Source organism: Humidesulfovibrio mexicanus (assembly GCF_900188225.1).
Classification (GTDB): domain Bacteria; phylum Desulfobacterota; class Desulfovibrionia; order Desulfovibrionales; family Desulfovibrionaceae; genus Humidesulfovibrio; species Humidesulfovibrio mexicanus.
Genome location: NZ_FZOC01000003.1, coordinates 365,324 through 380,210 on the forward strand (window position 1 = coordinate 365,324; position 14,887 = coordinate 380,210).

At 69.5% G+C, this 14,887-nt stretch carries 15 protein-coding genes; 10 read left to right on the forward strand and 5 right to left on the reverse strand.

Features of this window, described 5'->3' with window-relative positions:
* Positions 1 to 53: 53 nt before the first annotated feature.
* Positions 54 to 1,208 (reverse strand): glycosyltransferase, encoded by a 1,155-nt coding sequence (locus tag CHB73_RS08295; protein ID WP_089274008.1) that lies wholly within the window; start codon positions 1,206 to 1,208, stop codon positions 54 to 56.
* Entirely contained in the window at positions 1,205 to 2,869 is a 1,665-nt protein-coding gene (locus CHB73_RS08300) for a glycosyltransferase family 4 protein (protein WP_089274215.1), read from the reverse strand. The genes CHB73_RS08295 and CHB73_RS08300 overlap by 4 nt, the downstream gene beginning before the upstream one ends.
* A 140-nt stretch (positions 2,870 to 3,009) precedes the next feature.
* On the opposite strand from CHB73_RS08300, the gene CHB73_RS08305 reads away from it, so the two are divergent.
* Entirely contained in the window at positions 3,010 to 4,557 is a 1,548-nt protein-coding gene (locus CHB73_RS08305) for a GGDEF domain-containing protein (RefSeq protein ID WP_179216961.1), read from the forward strand.
* Between the two features lie 13 nt (positions 4,558 to 4,570).
* Here CHB73_RS08305 and CHB73_RS08310 read toward each other — a convergent pair whose 3' ends face one another.
* Entirely contained in the window at positions 4,571 to 5,098 is a 528-nt protein-coding gene (locus tag CHB73_RS08310) for a hypothetical protein (RefSeq protein ID WP_143337338.1), read from the reverse strand.
* A gap of 11 nt (positions 5,099 to 5,109) precedes the next feature.
* A complete protein-coding gene (locus CHB73_RS08315) occupies positions 5,110 to 5,499 on the reverse strand; it encodes a response regulator (protein WP_089274014.1) in 390 nt (129 codons plus the stop codon).
* 281 nt (positions 5,500 to 5,780) lie between these two features.
* Between CHB73_RS08315 and CHB73_RS16760 the strand changes: the two genes are divergently transcribed.
* The 9 genes from CHB73_RS16760 to CHB73_RS08360 all read left to right on the forward strand — a co-directional run bounded on the left by CHB73_RS16760 (position 5,781) and on the right by CHB73_RS08360 (position 13,913).
* The gene (locus CHB73_RS16760) at positions 5,781 to 7,073 is read left to right on the forward strand and encodes a D-alanyl-D-alanine carboxypeptidase (protein WP_235641558.1); all 1,293 of its coding nucleotides are present in this window, start codon (positions 5,781 to 5,783) and stop codon (positions 7,071 to 7,073) included.
* Positions 7,074 to 7,398: 325 nt separating this feature from the next.
* Positions 7,399 to 7,863, forward strand: coding sequence for a hypothetical protein (locus CHB73_RS08325; protein ID WP_143337339.1), 465 nt, complete (start codon positions 7,399 to 7,401; stop codon positions 7,861 to 7,863).
* A complete protein-coding gene (locus tag CHB73_RS08330) occupies positions 7,851 to 8,324 on the forward strand; it encodes a hypothetical protein (RefSeq protein ID WP_143337340.1) in 474 nt (157 codons plus the stop codon). The genes CHB73_RS08325 and CHB73_RS08330 overlap by 13 nt, the downstream gene beginning before the upstream one ends.
* A gap of 9 nt (positions 8,325 to 8,333) precedes the next feature.
* A complete protein-coding gene (locus CHB73_RS08335) occupies positions 8,334 to 10,460 on the forward strand; it encodes a hypothetical protein (RefSeq protein ID WP_089274020.1) in 2,127 nt (708 codons plus the stop codon).
* A 24-nt stretch (positions 10,461 to 10,484) separates the two neighbouring features.
* A complete protein-coding gene (locus tag CHB73_RS08340) occupies positions 10,485 to 12,323 on the forward strand; it encodes a hypothetical protein (RefSeq protein ID WP_089274022.1) in 1,839 nt (612 codons plus the stop codon).
* A gap of 10 nt (positions 12,324 to 12,333) precedes the next feature.
* A complete protein-coding gene (locus CHB73_RS08345; RefSeq protein WP_089274024.1) occupies positions 12,334 to 12,672 on the forward strand; it encodes a hypothetical protein in 339 nt (112 codons plus the stop codon).
* 16 nt (positions 12,673 to 12,688) lie between these two features.
* On the forward strand, positions 12,689 to 13,072 hold the full coding sequence (locus CHB73_RS08350) for a hypothetical protein (RefSeq protein WP_089274026.1): 384 nt from the start codon (positions 12,689 to 12,691) through the stop codon (positions 13,070 to 13,072).
* Positions 13,073 to 13,083: 11 nt separating this feature from the next.
* Positions 13,084 to 13,488 carry a 3TM-type holin gene (locus tag CHB73_RS08355; RefSeq protein ID WP_089274028.1) on the forward strand — a complete coding sequence of 135 codons (405 nt, stop codon included), beginning with the start codon at positions 13,084 to 13,086 and terminating at the stop codon, positions 13,486 to 13,488.
* A complete protein-coding gene (locus tag CHB73_RS08360) occupies positions 13,485 to 13,913 on the forward strand; it encodes a glycoside hydrolase family protein (protein ID WP_089274030.1) in 429 nt (142 codons plus the stop codon). The genes CHB73_RS08355 and CHB73_RS08360 overlap by 4 nt, the downstream gene beginning before the upstream one ends.
* Here CHB73_RS08360 and CHB73_RS08365 read toward each other — a convergent pair.
* A complete protein-coding gene (locus CHB73_RS08365) occupies positions 13,903 to 14,790 on the reverse strand; it encodes a DMT family transporter (protein WP_089274032.1) in 888 nt (295 codons plus the stop codon). The genes CHB73_RS08360 and CHB73_RS08365 overlap by 11 nt on opposite strands.
* Between the last annotated feature and the right edge of the window lie 97 nt (positions 14,791 to 14,887).

A 14,887-nucleotide genomic window follows, 5' to 3' on the forward strand; every position in this document is an offset into this window, starting at 1 on the left:
CGGGGCGGCGCTGCGGAGAGGGCCAGTGCCGAGCTTGGCGCAAGCACCGCCTCCTACCCTTCCAGAAGCGCGGCATAGTCCGCCGCCATGCGTTCGGCGCGGAAGCGGCCCTCGCCGTGGCTGCGCGCGGCGCGGCCCATTCTGCGCGCCAGGCCGGGCTCGGCGAGCAGGGAATGCGCGGCGTCGAGCAGCGCGCCGCCATCGCCGGGCCGACACAGGAGACCGGTCTCGCCGTGGGCCACGATTTCCGTCACCCCGCCCACGGCGAAGCTGGCCACGGGAAGCTCCTGGCTTGCGGCTTCCAGCAGCACAAGAGGGTGGTTGTCGGCCATGGTGGGGTAGACGAGGGCATCGGCCGCGCGCATGAGCAGCGCCAGCTTGGCCCGGTCCACGTAAGGCCAGAGGGTGAGGCCGTGCTCTTTGGCCATGTCGTCGCCGCCAACGGCGAACCCCAGGGCGCGGGGAAGCCGCTGGCGCAGGGCGGCCCAGAGGGTTCGCCACTGCGGCCCGGCCTTGTAGGCGGCCTTTGCCCCGCCGTGCGCGGCGAACAGGGCCACGGGCGCATCCGGCGGCAGGCCGAGCAGGGCGCGCGCCCGTGCGCGGGGGATGAGCCCGGCGGCCGGGGGCCAGGGCACGCCATTGGGGACGACGCGCACCACATGCCCGGGCAGGGCGCTGCGGGCCAAGCGCGCCAGCCAGGCCGAGGGGCTGACGATGCCGGGCCGCAGGCGGTCGAGCAGGGCGAGGGTGCTGGCCTGCCGTGCGCGGGCGTCGGCGTAGTCGCGCGGGCAGGGGTCGGCGCAGGCGGGGAAGTGCGGGCAGTCCAGCGGGTAGGCGCAGCCCCCGGTGAGGGGCGTGGCGTCGTGCAGGGTGAGCAGCACGCGCCGTTGCGCGGCATTGTCCGGCAGGCTGGAGAACAGTTCCGGCCAGTGGTGGCTGGTGTGCAGGTGCAGGGTGGTCCCACGCGGCAGGGCGTCCCAGGCGCGGCCCAGTTCCGTCGGGGCCAGCGGGCCCACAAGGGGCACGCCCGCGCCTTCCGGGTCCGGGTGCCCGCCAAGGGCTTCGGGGTCGGTTTCGTCCAGTTCGAAGCCCAGGCGCGCATCCAGTCCGGCCTTGCGCTGGGCGGCGATGAGCAGACGGGCCACGCGCACGGCTCCGCCCCGGTGCGGCAGGGTGGCGTGGTGCAGCACGGCCGCGGGCGCTGTCATGGCTCCGGCTCCAGCAGATCGTGCTTCATGGCCCAAAGCACGTGATAGGCCGCGCGTTCGGCGTCCATGCCGGGGCACAGCTCGCGGAAGCGCTCGGCCAGGGGGCCGGCGGCTTCGCCCTTGCGGGCCAGGAACACCAGCTTGCGCACGGCGTCGGCCTCCAGCAGGCCGTCCAGTCCGGCGTAAAGCACGGGGAACTCCTTGCCGGAGAGCAGGGCCTGTCCGGTTCTGCCCGGCCTGAGGCGGTCCTGCGGGAGCAGGGTGCGCGCGGGATAGGGCGCGAATACGCGGGAATAGGGCAGCTCCAGCGGGTGCGGCACGGTGCGCAGCTGTTCGATGTCCGGCGCGGGCAGGGCGGAAAGCTCGTCCCACAGGTCGATGTGCCGGTCGATGACCGCGTTCCACAGGAAACTGTCGCGTACGCGCTGGCGTCCGGCCTGGCCCATGCTGCGCCGCAGGGCCGGATTTTCCAGAAGCTTCGCCAGGGCCAGGGCCAGGGCCGGGGTGTGGACCACGGTGCGTTGGGCCAGCAGCAGGTGGTACTGGTTGTCGAACAGCACCGGGGCCAGCCGGTCCACGAAGTCGTCGGCCTCGGCCGGGGCCGGGCCGGTGGTGGGCACAAGCACCCCGGTCTCGCCGTGGGCGACCAGATCGCGGTAGCCGTCGTAGTCGCTTGCGACCACGGGCAGCCCGGCGGCCTGGGCTTCGAGCAGGGTCAGGCCGAAGGTCTCCTGCGGGTTGTCGGCTATGGAGCAGAAGATGTCGCAGGCGGCGAGAAGCTCGGCCTTCCTGCGCTCGCCGGGGCGCAGATCGAGGATCATGTCCACGCCCGCGCGGGCGGAAAGCTCGGCCAGGCTTTGGGGGAAGGGGTCGTCCGCCTCGGCCCAGCCAGCAACCAGCAGGGAGGCCGGGCCAAGGTCCGGGCGCTCCGCCGCCAGGCGGGCCATGGCGCGGATGAGCGGCAGCAAGTCCATCTTGGAGGCGTGGGACACGCGGCCCAGCACCAGCACCAGGCCGCGCCCTTGCGGCAGCCCCAGGCGCTGGCGCAGGTCGGCCTTGTCCTCCGGGCCGGGCAGGGGGCGCTCCAGGGCGTCCGCGTCCACGCCAAGGGGGATGCGGCGCACGCTGGGGCCGGGCATGTGCGCAAGGCCGTAGCCCTGGCGCAGCCGCTCGAAGAAGCCGTGCACGGCCAGCTCGCCCGCGCGGGAAGTGGCGATGATGCAGTCGCGCGCGGTGGCGCCGGGCCACAGGTGCCGCAGGAAGGCGGCGGGGTAGTCCGGGTAGGACAGGGAATGCACCGGCCCGGTGATGGGGAAGAGGCTCCTGGCGTGGGCGTTGCGCAGGCGCGCCAGGGCGGCCGGGTGGCTGATGCAGTCGGACTGGTGGAAGCAGGCATAGGGCGTGGCGGCCAGCCTGGCTGGCAGCTCCCGGCGGTCCATGAAGGCGAGGCGCCCCTCCTGGGCGATGTCCGGGGCCAGGGTGGCCAGGTGCCCGGACAGGCTCTCGCGCCGGGGCTTGTCCGCGATGAAGAAGTGGTAGGCCTCGAAGGGATCCGCGGCGAGCAGGGCGCGCAGAAAGCCCAGGTTGGCCACCCTGCGGCCAAGGATGGGGCCGTCCTCCAAAAAGGGGTCCAGGGTGCCGAAGATGCCGGATTTCTTCATGGCACCCACAAAGCCACAGTCGCGGGCTTTTGTCAAAGCGCATCCCTTGGACCGGGGATGCGCAACGGCACCCTTTGCCGACGGTTCGCTTCTTGCAGATGAGTATGCGCTACGCATTCCGAACGCAGGAGGCACGGGCCATGCTCAGAGCTGAACATCCTGAAATCATGTGGGGTCTTGGACTCGATCCAGACACCGTCGCGCTCATAGAAAAAAGCGCCGGACCGGGCTTCGCCCTGCGGAACCTGCCGCCCGACGCCCTGCCCTGGATGCGTGGGCAGGAGGGCTGCGGCCAGGCGGCCTGGATTCCTCTTGAGGTCTGGCGGGGACTGTCAAAGGTCCGTCGCAAGGCCTGCCGCGAGGTGGACACCGTGCGCCGCATCCTCATCGTGCCTGAGGAGGCCGAGCCCCTGGAGACCGAAGAAGTGCTCTCCGAAGGGTTTTTGAGCGCCGTGCGCGCGCCGTTGACGCGCTACAAGGTGCGCGACGCCCTTTTGCGCCTGCGTGAGCTGGATTCCCTTTCCGCCGACCTGCGCCGCAAGACCGAGGAGGTCATGCTGGAGCGCGAACTGCTGGCCCGCAAGAGCAGCCATCTGAGCTTTCTGAACCGCGTGCTTTCCCGCGCCTCGGCCTCGCTGGACGTGGGCACGATTCTTTCCAAGGTGCGCGGCGATTTGCGTCATCTGCTGCCGGTGGAGGCCCTGTGCGCGGTGTTCTGGACCAGGATCGAGGGCGGCGCGGGCCTGGACGCCGAAATGTACCTGCATTGCCGCATGGCCCCGCCAGAGCACGAGGCCTGGGGCGAGGTGCTGCGGAGCGGAGCGGAGCGCCTGGCCGGGGTGCGCGTGCGCGAGTGCCGCCAGTTCTGTCTGACCGGCGGCGGCAGGCACATGGCCAAGGCCCCGGCCCCGGATTCCGGGCGGCTTTTGATGCTGCCGCTTTCCGCCGGAGGCGAGAGCTTCGGCTGTCTGGCCCTGCTGACAAGCAAGGGGTTGCGCCTGGCGAAGGACCAGGTGGAGACGCTGAACGCGGCGGTGAACCACCTTGCCCTGGCCTTGCGCAACGCGCTGTTGTACCGGCAGGTGAAGAGCATGGCCGACCACGACGGGCTTACGGGCATCGCCAACCGCCGCCGCTTCGAGGAGCGGCTGGAGGAGGAGGCCCGCCGCCATGGCCGCTACGATCTGCCTTTGTCGCTCATTTTGTTGGATATCGACCATTTCAAGCGCATCAACGACACCCACGGCCACCAGACCGGCGACGCCGTGCTGCGCGGGGTGGCCGGATTGCTGGCCGAGAGCCTGCGCGGCACGGATTTTCCGGCCCGGTACGGCGGGGAGGAATTTGCCGTTATTCTGCCGCACACCAGCCGCGAACAGGCTCTGCTTCTTGCCGAGCGCATTCGCCAGCGCGTGTCGCAGCGGGAATTCGGCCAAGGCGAAACGCTGGTGCGGTTGACTGTGAGCGCGGGAGTTTCCGCTCTGGGCTCTGGAGAGGGCGGGCCGGAGCTTGTGTCCCTGGCCGACCAGGCCTTGTACCTGGCCAAGGACGGCGGCCGCAACCGGGTCGTGGTGGCCGCGCCGGCGGAAGGCGCGGCGGGTCTGGGCTGCGCGAATGTTTCGGCCCCGGTTGTTCCGGCCGAGGCCAAAGCCCCGGAGGAGCGCCTGCGCGCAGGCGGGGGCATGTAGGGCGTTTTCGGGCCTAGCGCCAGCCTTCGCGGCGCTCGAATATCCTCCACTGCCCCATTTCGGGCAGCAGCACGAACAGCGCGTCCTCTTCGATGGTCTCGACCACCGGCGGCACCCCCACGGTGTAGCTGCCGGTGACGTGGATGCGCGCCAGATCCGGGTCGCCGGTCACCCGGCGGAACTTCAGTCCGCTCACGTCCACCTTGGCCATGCGGAAGCGCTCCAACTGGCCCCTCCGGTCCACTGTTTCGCGCATGGTCAGAAAGGCCATGGTCTCCTCGTGCCGCACGCGCCGGGAAAACAGCTCCGGCAGGCGGTCGTCAAGGGTCGCCTGGCGCTCGAAATATTCCCGCAGCACCTGGTACTGCGCAAGGGCCGCGGCGTCGTCCGGCACGGAACGCTCGGCCTCGGCGGTGTGTTCCGTGGCGTTGTCCGGCCTGTGCTGCGGTTTGGCTCCGGCCGCACAGGCCGGGCCGGGAAGCAGGCAGCAGAGGAGGCCCAGCAGCGCCGGAAGCGCCGCGCGGGCAAAGCACGTTTTCATGCGGTCTCCGGTCATTGCAGGGTGTCGATGAGTTCCTTGAGGGCGCCGTAATCAAGCGGCTTGCCCATGAAGGCGTGGGGCTTGGTGCGCGAGGCCTGCACCCGCGTGGCCGGGTCGGTGTAGGCGGTGCAGTAGATTATGGGCAGGTCGGGAAGGCTCTCGCGGATGCGCGAGGCGGCCTCAATGCCGTCCATGCCGCCTTCGAGCATGATGTCCATGAGCACCACGTCCGGGCGCTTTCTGGTGGCGTAGTCCACGGCCTGCAGGCCCGTGGCGGCGGTGGCCACCACCTCGCAGCCCATGCGTTTCAGGCTGGCCTTGGTGGCCAGCGCGATGATGCTCTCATCCTCCACGATGAGCACCCGTGGCGGCCATTGCAGGGCGGAACAGGACAGCAGCATGGTTTCCCTCCGGGGCAATTCTCGCGGTGATTTTTTTCAACATAAGAATAATATCCCTTCCGGCCGGGCTTGTCCAGAAACAGGCCGTCTTGATTTTCTTCATATTCTTTCTTCCCCAGTGGTTGACAGAAGGGGAAAATTCCGACTAGACTTTTCTTAAAGAATCACTATAACAAATTCACCGCGCGGAGCCGGGCTTGCCATGCGGTTTGTCCATGGGCTACGGTTTTGCTGCCGCAACCCTGTCGCACCGAAACCTCAACCCCCCCATGTGGAGCATCATGCGAGAGAAACGCAGAGTCTTCTTCCTCACCGCGCTGCTCATCATGCTGGCGGCACAGCCTGTCCATGCGGCCGCGAATTCCGGCACATTCGGAGCGAAATCCGTCATCGCCATGGATTTCGCCTCCGGCAAGATCCTCTATGAAGAGAACGCCGACCAGCAGATTCCCCCCGCTTCCCTTACCAAAGTGCTCACCCTGTACCTGGCCTTCGAGGCCATCCAGCAGCACCGGCTTTCCCTGACCGACACCGTGTTGGTGACGCCTGAGGCCACCCATGCCGGGGGCTCGCGCATGAACATCCGTCCGGGCGAACGCGTCATCGTGCGGGAGATCATGAAGGGCATCGCCGTGGCCAGCGGCAACGACGCCTGCGTGGCCCTGGCCCAGCATCTTTCCGGCACCGCCGACTACCAGCCCTTTGTCAACGCCATGAACGCCAAGGCCCGCGAATTGGGCATGGCCAGCACCGTGTTCAAAAATCCCAACGGGATGCCCGCCGAGGGACAGGTCACCACTGCGCGCGACATGCTCAGGCTTTCGGCGCAGTACCTGCGGCGGTTCCCGCAAGCGCTGACCTTCCACTCCATGACCACCTACGTGCACAACAACCACAACCACCGCAACGCCAATCGGCTGCTCAACACCTACGAGGGCGTGGACGGCCTCAAGACGGGCTATGTGTGCGCCTCCGGCTACAACAATGTGGTCACGGCAAAGCGCGGCGACACGCGCATCGTGGCCGTTGTGCTGGGTGCGCGCAGCGCCGGAGCCCGCGCCCTGGCCTCGCGCCGTCTTCTGGACATCGCCTTCGAGCGCCAGCATCAGGGCCAGTATTTGGCCGTGCTGGACGGTCCAAAGGGGCGCGTCTCCGCTGCCCCGGCCGCTGCTCCGGCCCCGGCCGTGGCGCAGGCGCCTGCCCAGGCGGCGGACCCGGACCTGCACGCCGCCCGTCAGCTGGCCGACCTGCGCGCCAGCCAAGTGCGGCCCTCAGCCGATAAGGAAGCGGCGCTGCGCGAGGCCCCCGCGGCCGCGGACGAGAGCCCCTTCAAACTGTTGCAGCGCAAGAATGGCCGCCGCGAATACGCCATTCAGGTGAATTCCTTCCAGTCGCGTCAGAAGGCCCAGCGTCGGGCCCAGCATCTGGAAAAGAAGGGCCTGCCCGTGAAGGTGGTGGCCACAAGGCTTGGCGGCAGCAAGTGGTATCGCGTGCTGGTGGGCCCCTACGCCGACATCGACGCGGCCAAGAAGACCCGCGACAAGCTTGCACGGGGCGCGGTGAGCGAACAGTAGCCCCATTCCCTGTGTTCCGGCAGCGCTGCTGCCGCCCACGGCCCGGATGCCCTCAGGAGCGTCCGGGCCGTTGTGCTTTTGGCGTTTGACAGCATCGACCGCTGTCAACGCGCCATGTCCCTTCTTCTCCCCTCTTTTGCCGATGTCTCCACCCGCCTCGCTGCGTCGCATTTTCGAACCTTTCGGCGCGGCTTCGGCCATCCCTGTCAAGCTGGAAAATGTGTCCTTTTACCGACCAAAATTTGTTTCGTTTTGTCCGATGGCAAAACAAGCGCTATACTGTGCGCCATGCACGGGGCCGAGCTTCGGGCGGGAGGAAACCATCATGACAGGACAATTGCGGCTTGCACCGTTGCGGCCGGAGCATGTGTCGGCCTTGCGGCTGCGGCCCCGGGCGGATTCCGTGCTCGCGCGGCTTGGGCGGCCGGAAGCGCTGGCCGCGCGATACGCCGAGGGCGGCCCGGCCTGGACGCTTTTGGCCCATGACTGGCCGCTTGCCTGCGGCGGGGCTGTGCGGTTTTGGCCTGGCGTGGGCGAACTGTGGTGCTGGGCGGGTGAGGGCGTGGAGCGCTTCGGCGTGGGCTTCGCCCGTCAGGCGCGGGCTGTGGTGGCCCTCCTGGGCGCGACCCACGGTTTCCACCGCCTGCAGGCCCATGTGCTGGAAACGGACCAGCGCGCCAGGAGCTTCGCCCTGTTTCTGGGGCTTATGCCCGAAGGGCGCTGCCCTGGTTTCGGGCCGGATGGAACAACGTACATGCAGTATGGGAGGTATGCGCCATGGAAGGAGTGAACACCCTGATGCCCATCGCGGTGAAGACCGGAATGGGCGTGTTGTCGTCGGCCATCAAGGAGGGGGTGGCCGGGGGGAACGACGCGGTGGAGGACCGGGCCAAGGCCGCCGAGGCCCAGGCGCGCCGACAGGCCGAGGCCGAGGCCCGCAGCGCGCGTCAGCAGGTGCGCGAGCTGCGCGAGGACGGCCAGCGCAAAAGCGCGCGCGCGCGGGTGGCCGCGGCCAACTCCGGGCTCACCTTGAGCGGCAGTTCGTTGTTGAACTTGGAGGCCCTGGAGCACGACAGCCTGGAGCAGGTAGGCCGGGTCGCAGACGAGAGCGCCCTGCGCGTGCAGGGCCTGCTGGACGCGGGGGCCGAGCAGGCGCGCAGCATCAGGCTGTCCGGGCGTTCCGCCTCCAGCCGCGATGGCGGTCTCGGCTCCCTGCTGCGCATGGGCTCCCAGTCCGTGCGCGCCTGGTAGGGGGCGGCCATGTCTCTTGTGCCGGTTCTGCTCACAAACTTCACTTCCGGAGAGCTGTCCCCGCGTCTGGCCGGGCGCGTGGATGTGTCCAAGTACTTCAATGGCTGCCAAAGTCTGGTGAACTTTCTGGCCCAGCCCCATGGCGGGGTGGTGCGCAGGGGGGGGATGCGCTTCGTGGCGCGTTCGGCAAGTGGGGCGGGCAAGAGTCTGCTCGTGCCCTATGAGGACGCCTCGGGCTCGGCCTGGGTGCTGGAATTCAGCCAGGACGCCCAGGGGGAGGGGACTGTGCGCTTCTTCACCGGAGGCGGCCTGGCCCTGGGGGCCGATGGCGCTGCGCTGGGCCTGGCCACGCCCTACACTGCGGCCCGGCTGGACGGTATGCGCTGGACCCAGGACGGCGGCGATCTGCTGCTGTGCCACCCGGAGGTGGCCCCGCGCGTGCTTTCGCGGACGGAAGCGGGCTTCGCCCTGGCGGAGATGTCTTTCACCAGCCGCCCGGAGGTTTGGGGCGAGGGGAATTGGCCCGCCCTTTGCTGCCTGCACGAGGACCGTCTGGTCCTGGCCGCCACGCCCAAGCAACCGTACTCCCTGTGGTTCTCGCGTACGGGCGCGCACAGGGACTTCCGTCTGGCCACCCGCGAGGTTCCCCTGGAGGACTGGGACGACTTCGAGATCACCGACGGCAACGGCGACACCCTGTCCGACGGCAGGCCCGGCGACACCGTGCTGCTGCTCGCGGGCGACGGCTTCAGCAAGGGCGACGCCGTGAGCGGCGTCATGCCCGATGGGACCCTGTGCTACTACCGCTACACCGGCGCGCGCACGGTCAAGGCCAGCCTGTCCTCCAGCCTGCGCATGGCCCTTGCCGCAACGCCTTCCGCCAGCGGCGAGATCGAATCCGTGCGCGACGCGGCGGGCGCGCTGCGCGCCGACTGCTGGGAGCAGTTCAGCATCGGCCAACGCATCGAGGCCGACGCGGGCGACGACCCGCTGGACGACGATGCCGTGGAGATCACCCTTTCGGCCCCGCGCGGCGGGCGCATCCGCTTTCTGGCCCCGCGCGACAGGCTGTGGATCGGCGCCAGCGGCGGCGAGTGGACGGTGTCCGGCAGCTCGCTCAACACCCCGGTCACCCCGGGCGGGGTCAAGGCCAATCGCGAGGGCACGGTGGGCGCGGCCCAGGGCGACCCCTGCCAGGCCGGACCGGCCATCCTCTTTGTGCAGCGTTCCGGCAAGAAGGTGCGCGAAATGGCCTACCGCCTGGATTCCGACGCCTACGCCTCCCGCGATCTGACCCTGCTCGCCGCGCACCTGGGCGAACCGGGCATCATCCAGCTGGCCTACGTGCAGGAGCCCGACCCCGTGCTCTACTGCGTGCGCGCGGATGGCGTGCTGCTGGCCATGAGCTACCTGCCGGAGCAGGAGGTCTGCGCCTTTTCGCGCATCGAGACCGACGGCGCGGTGGAGGCCGCCTGTGCGGTGTTCAACCAGGATCGTTGCCGCGATGAACTGTGGCTTGTGGTGCGCCGCACGGCCATGGTGGACGGCCAGAGCGTGGCGCGGCGCTGCATAGAGACCCTGGAGCAGCCCCTGGGCGAGGGCGATGTGGGGGTGGGCGAGGCGTTTTATGTGGACTGCGGCTTGAGCTACACCGGCGATCCCGTGACGCAGGTGGCGGGGCTTGACCATCTGGCCGGGCGCCGCGTGCAGGTGCTGGCCGACGGCGCGCCCCAGCCGGAGCGCGTGGTGGGCCCGGACGGCTCCATACGCCTGGAGCGCGCGGCCTCCCGCGTGCACGCGGGCCTGGGGTACGTGTCCGTGCTGCGGCCCATGCGGCTGGAGTTCTCCGGCAGCAGGGGCAGCGCCCAGACGCGCACCAAGCGTGTCACCGAAGTCTCCGTGCGGCTGTTCCGTTCCCTTGGCGGCAAGGTCGGGCCGGACTGCACGCGCCTGGAGCCGCTGCTTTTCCGCAGCAGCGCCGACCCCATGGACGGCCCGCCCGCGCTGTTTACCGGAGACAAGAGCGTGCGCTTTCCCCAGGGCTGGAGCACCGAGGGCGTGCTGACCCTGGTCCAGGACCAACCCCTGCCCATGACCGTGTTGTTGATGGCGGCCACCATGGCCATGAACGAATAGAACCCGCACACAACGGAGCCGAACATGACGATCGCCACACGGACATCCAAGGCCGCCTTCAGCGGCAACGGCGTCACCACGGACTTTCCCCTGCCGTTCCCCTTCAGGCGCGATGCGGACATCAAGGCCGTGCTGCGCGAAGGCGGAGCCGAAACCCTCTTGCAGCCCGGCTCGCACTTCGTCCTTGTCGGCGCGGGCAGTTCCGAAGGCGGGCAGCTGACCATGGCCGCCGCCCCGGCCCAGGGGCAGACTCTGGTGGTCTGGCGCGCGCCGGACATCGTGCAGGAGGTGGACTACGTGGAGAACGCGGCCTTTCCGGCCGAGACCCACGAGGGCGCGCTGGACCTGCTGACCATGGTCTGCCAGTCCCTGCAGGAGCAGATGGACCGCGCCGTGCTCTACCCCGTGAGCACTCCGGACGGCGAGGTGCTGGACTCCCCGGCCTTCCTCGGCAGCGCCGCAGCCAGTCGCGATGCCGCCCAGCAGTCGGCGCGGGAATCGGCGGCGAGCGCGGAACAGGCGGGCCAGTCCGCGGCGCAGTCCGCCGCAAGCGCCGGGCAGGCTGCGCAGAGCGCCGCACAGGCGGAATCCGTGGCCGCCACCCTGGACGGCGCGGTGAAGGTCTCGGCCTCGGACGCCGTGGCCCGCAGCCTTTCGGCCAAGCTCGCCGTGGCCGACGGCCTGGCAGAAAGCGTGCTGGCCCCCGGCGGCGACGAGACCTTGCGCCTTTCCGTGGCCCTGGCCGCCACGCCCGGCTTGGAATTCACCTCGGGTCTTCTGCGGGTGAAGGCGGGCCAGGGCTTGACCCTGTCGGCATCGGGCCTGGCCGCCGACGCGGGAACCGGGGCGGGCCAGCTGGTCCGGCTCGACGCTGCGGGGCGGCTGCCCGCTCTGGACGCCCGCAACCTTACCCGTGTGGCGGACCAGCTCCCGCGCGACCTCGCGGCCATGAACGCGCTTGTGTCCTGGTTGGCCGCCGGACGCGCCAGCGGCCCCGTGCCCGGCGGCTACCTGTGGACCTTCTTGTCCGACGAGTGGAATCGCTCGGGGGCAAGCTACAACGCGGAAAGCGACTGCTACGCCGCATCGGTCGCCATCGGCGCGAACTTCCTGCCCACGTTCACCACATACACCATGAGCGGCTATACGCTTTCGGCCAACCAGGAAGTGAGCGGGTATCCAGCGTACTACGCGGCGGGAACCGGAAGCGGCACGTGGCTGACCAGCACCCCTTCCGGGACCAACTGGCTCAAAATAGTCTTCCCGTCCGCACAGCACATCCAAAGCTACGACATCAAGGCGGGAACGGCCTGGGCGCCGAAGGACTGGCAGCTTGAAGGCTCCAACACCGGGGCCTTTGCCGGAGAGCAGGTCGTTCTCGACGCGAGGAGCGCCATCACGGCCTGGGCCTCAAGCGTGCAGACCCTCGCATTCGAGTGCGCCAATCCGGGGACGTATTCGCATGTGCGTCTGGTCATCACCGCCAACAACGGCCACGGCTCGCACGGCGGCGGCATGAACGGCTTGCTGCTGCGCGGAGCCGGGGCCGTTTCGAACATGACCATCGTAAGCCCGCCGGTCTCGCTGGGGTTCATCCCCGCCAAGGCCACCGCATACGTGCTGCACAGGGCCGTGGACGCCGTGGCCCTGAACACGGACATCACGGTCGGGGCCTCGCGCGGGAGCGGCTGGGCCTACGCCACGGACCTGGTCGATCTTGGGGCCTACAGCGCCAGCTACAAGCTGCTGCGCGCCTCGGCCTCGCTGTCGGCCCTGTCGTCCGGGCAGAGCGGGTACGCGCGGATCGAAACGGCGAACCACAAACGTCAGCACATCCGCGCCGTCCTGGCGTGGTTCGAATAGGAGGCGCGCAATGCTTGCCCGAATCATCGAGAACCGCGTGGCCGAAGTGTTTGCCCAAACGCCGGAACTGGGCGCTGGCGAGTGCGCCCTTGTGGTGGAGGTCGCCCCGGACGTGCAACCCGGCTGGCTGTGGACGCCGGAGGGTTGCACCGCGCCGCCCGCGCCGTCCGCGCCGGACCCCAACGCCGCCATTGACGCTGAAATACTGGCCATTGAGGCCACCGTGACGCAGCGCCGTCTGCGCGAGGCGCTCCTTACAGACGAAGGCAAGACGTGGTTGGCGGACGTGGAGGCGCGCATCGAGATGCTGCGGGCGTTGCGTTCGCCCGCCGGCGAAGACCCGGCCTAGGCCGGAGGAGGTGGCCATGAACCAGCCTTGCGCCTTTCACGACCAGAGCATGGAGCAACTGCGCGCCGTGGTGCTCGACCTGAAGGATCAGATGCGCCAGGCCATCGAGGGTGTGGCGGAGCAGTCGCGGGCCAACGGCGAGGCCCTTGCGCGGCTGTCGGAGTCCCAGAGCGCCCGGCGCGAGCTGTGCGCCAGGCAGGAGACGCGGCTTGGCGCGCTGGAGCAGGGTGGCGCGCGCCACCGCGAGACCCATGCCGCCCAGCGCGAGGAGTACCTGGCCGAGCGCGCCGACCTGTGGGCCGCGGTGAACAAGCTGCGCTTCCATGTCTACGTGGGCCTGGGCGCGGGGCTGGTGTTGCAGATTCTGGCCCCGCTGGCCCTGCGTCTGGCGGTGAAATAAGGAGGTCCCCCATGTCCCTGCTCAGCTTCATTCCCATCATCGGCGCTGCGGCGCAGAAGCTCATCGACCTGATCCCCGACCCCAACGCGCGGGCCAAGGCGGCGGAGGAGTACCAGCGCGAGGTGCTGGCCATCGCCGCCAAGGCCGAGGCCGACCAGCGCGACATCAACAAGGCCGAGGCGCAGCACGCCTCCATCTTCGTTTCGGGCTGGCGCCCGGCCATTGGCTGGGTGTGCGCGGCGGCCCTGGGGTTCCAGTACCTGTTGCGCCCGCTTTTGTGCTGGGCGGGCGGCGTGTGGTGGCCCGATCTGCCGCCCCTGCCGGGGTTGGACGCCAACCTTTGGGAGCTGATGTTCGGAATGCTCGGCCTGGGCTCCCTGCGCACCTTCGAGAAATCCAAGGGCGTGGCCAAATGAACCGGCTGCGGCTGGAAGAACAGCTTCTGGTGGACGAAGGCCTGCGCCTGAAGCCCTACCGCTGCACCGCGGGCAGGCTGACCATCGGCGTGGGCCGGAACCTGGACGACCGGGGCATCAGCCGGGCCGAGGCCCTCATGCTGCTTGGAAACGACATTACGGACTGCTGGGGGCGGCTTGTGCGCCAGGCGCCCTGGGTGGCGGCCGCGCCGGAGCCCGTGCAGGAGGCCTTGGTGAATATGGCCTTCAATATGGGCGTGGAGGGGCTGATGGGCTTCCGGCGCACCCTTGCCCTGCTGGAGGAGGGCCGCTACGCCGAGGCCGCGCAGGAGATGTTGCGCTCCCGCTGGGCCGGGCAGGTGGGCGCGCGGGCCGAGCGTCTGGCCGCCCGGGTGCGCGGGGCGGCTGGCCCGCCTACGGCCTGAGCTGCGAAAGCACCATGCCGCCGAGCATGAGCCCGCAGCCGATGAGGGCGCGCAGGGCCAGCACCTCGCCCAGCAGGAAGTACCCGGCCACGGCCGCGAACACGGCCTCCAGGCTCAGGATGATGGCCGCGTGGGCCGGGTCGGCGTCGCGCTGGGCCACCACCTGCAGGGTGTAGGCCACGCCAACGCTCATGAGGCCGCCGTAGAGGATGGGCACCGTCGCCGCCGAGATTCCGGCCAGGCTCACGGGCTCGAAGGCCAGGGCCGCGCCCAGGCTGAAAAGGGAGCAGACCACGAACTGCGTCGCCGCCAGGCGCACCGCGTCCACGCCGTCCATGCCCGGGGAAAGCCTGCCGATAAGCAGCACGTGCCCGGCCCAGAACACCGCGCCGATGAGCTCCAGCACGTCGCCGTAGGCGATGGTGAAGTCCTCGTTGACGCTCAAGAGATACAGGCCCACGGCGGCGCCCAGCGCGCCGATCCAGGTGCCCAGCCCGGCGCGGTTGCCCAGGGCCAGGCCGAAGAGCGGCACCATCACCACGTACAGGCCCGTGATGAACCCGGCCTTGCCCGCCGTGGTGTGCACGATGCCGACCTGCTGCAGGGCCGCCCCGGCGAAGAGCACGCAGCCCGCCAGCGCGCCGCAGCGCACGATGCGCCCTGTGGACACGCCCTCGCCGCCGCCCTCGCGTCGGCGCGCGTTCTTCATCCACCAGATGAGCGGGGCCAGGGCCAGCGCGCCCAGGGCGAAGCGCACGGCGTTGAAGGTGAAGGGGCCCACATGGTCCATGCCCATGCGCTGGGCCACGAAGGCCGCGCCCCAGATGAGGGCCGTGAGCATGAGCAGGCCGTCGGCCCGAAGCTTGTGTGCGAGCATGGCTGTCCTTTCTGGGGGGGAATCCGGGCAAGGCGCAGCCTCCTCCGGTTCCCCTTCGCCAAGGGGGATGGTTCCCCCTGGAGCCCCCAAACGGGGG

Excerpts from the sequence above, each read along its gene's own strand:
- CHB73_RS08345 (WP_089274024.1), top strand. The coding sequence starts at position 12,334 with ATGCTTGCCCGAATCATCGAGAACCGCGTGGCCGAAGTGTTTGCCCAA.
- CHB73_RS08305 (WP_179216961.1), top strand. The coding sequence starts at position 3,010 with ATGCTCAGAGCTGAACATCCTGAAATCATGTGGGGTCTTGGACTCGAT.
- CHB73_RS08315 (WP_089274014.1), bottom strand. The coding sequence starts at position 5,499 with ATGCTGCTGTCCTGTTCCGCCCTGCAATGGCCGCCACGGGTGCTCATC.
- CHB73_RS16760 (WP_235641558.1), top strand. The coding sequence starts at position 5,781 with ATGCGAGAGAAACGCAGAGTCTTCTTCCTCACCGCGCTGCTCATCATG.
- CHB73_RS08310 (WP_143337338.1), bottom strand. The coding sequence starts at position 5,098 with ATGAAAACGTGCTTTGCCCGCGCGGCGCTTCCGGCGCTGCTGGGCCTC.
- CHB73_RS08355 (WP_089274028.1), top strand. The coding sequence starts at position 13,084 with ATGTCCCTGCTCAGCTTCATTCCCATCATCGGCGCTGCGGCGCAGAAG.
- CHB73_RS08335 (WP_089274020.1), top strand. The coding sequence starts at position 8,334 with ATGTCTCTTGTGCCGGTTCTGCTCACAAACTTCACTTCCGGAGAGCTG.
- CHB73_RS08365 (WP_089274032.1), bottom strand. The coding sequence starts at position 14,790 with ATGCTCGCACACAAGCTTCGGGCCGACGGCCTGCTCATGCTCACGGCC.
- CHB73_RS08330 (WP_143337340.1), top strand. The coding sequence starts at position 7,851 with ATGGAAGGAGTGAACACCCTGATGCCCATCGCGGTGAAGACCGGAATG.
- CHB73_RS08300 (WP_089274215.1), bottom strand. The coding sequence starts at position 2,869 with ATGAAGAAATCCGGCATCTTCGGCACCCTGGACCCCTTTTTGGAGGAC.
- CHB73_RS08350 (WP_089274026.1), top strand. The coding sequence starts at position 12,689 with ATGAACCAGCCTTGCGCCTTTCACGACCAGAGCATGGAGCAACTGCGC.
- CHB73_RS08360 (WP_089274030.1), top strand. The coding sequence starts at position 13,485 with ATGAACCGGCTGCGGCTGGAAGAACAGCTTCTGGTGGACGAAGGCCTG.
- CHB73_RS08295 (WP_089274008.1), bottom strand. The coding sequence starts at position 1,208 with ATGACAGCGCCCGCGGCCGTGCTGCACCACGCCACCCTGCCGCACCGG.
- CHB73_RS08340 (WP_089274022.1), top strand. The coding sequence starts at position 10,485 with ATGACGATCGCCACACGGACATCCAAGGCCGCCTTCAGCGGCAACGGC.
- CHB73_RS08325 (WP_143337339.1), top strand. The coding sequence starts at position 7,399 with ATGACAGGACAATTGCGGCTTGCACCGTTGCGGCCGGAGCATGTGTCG.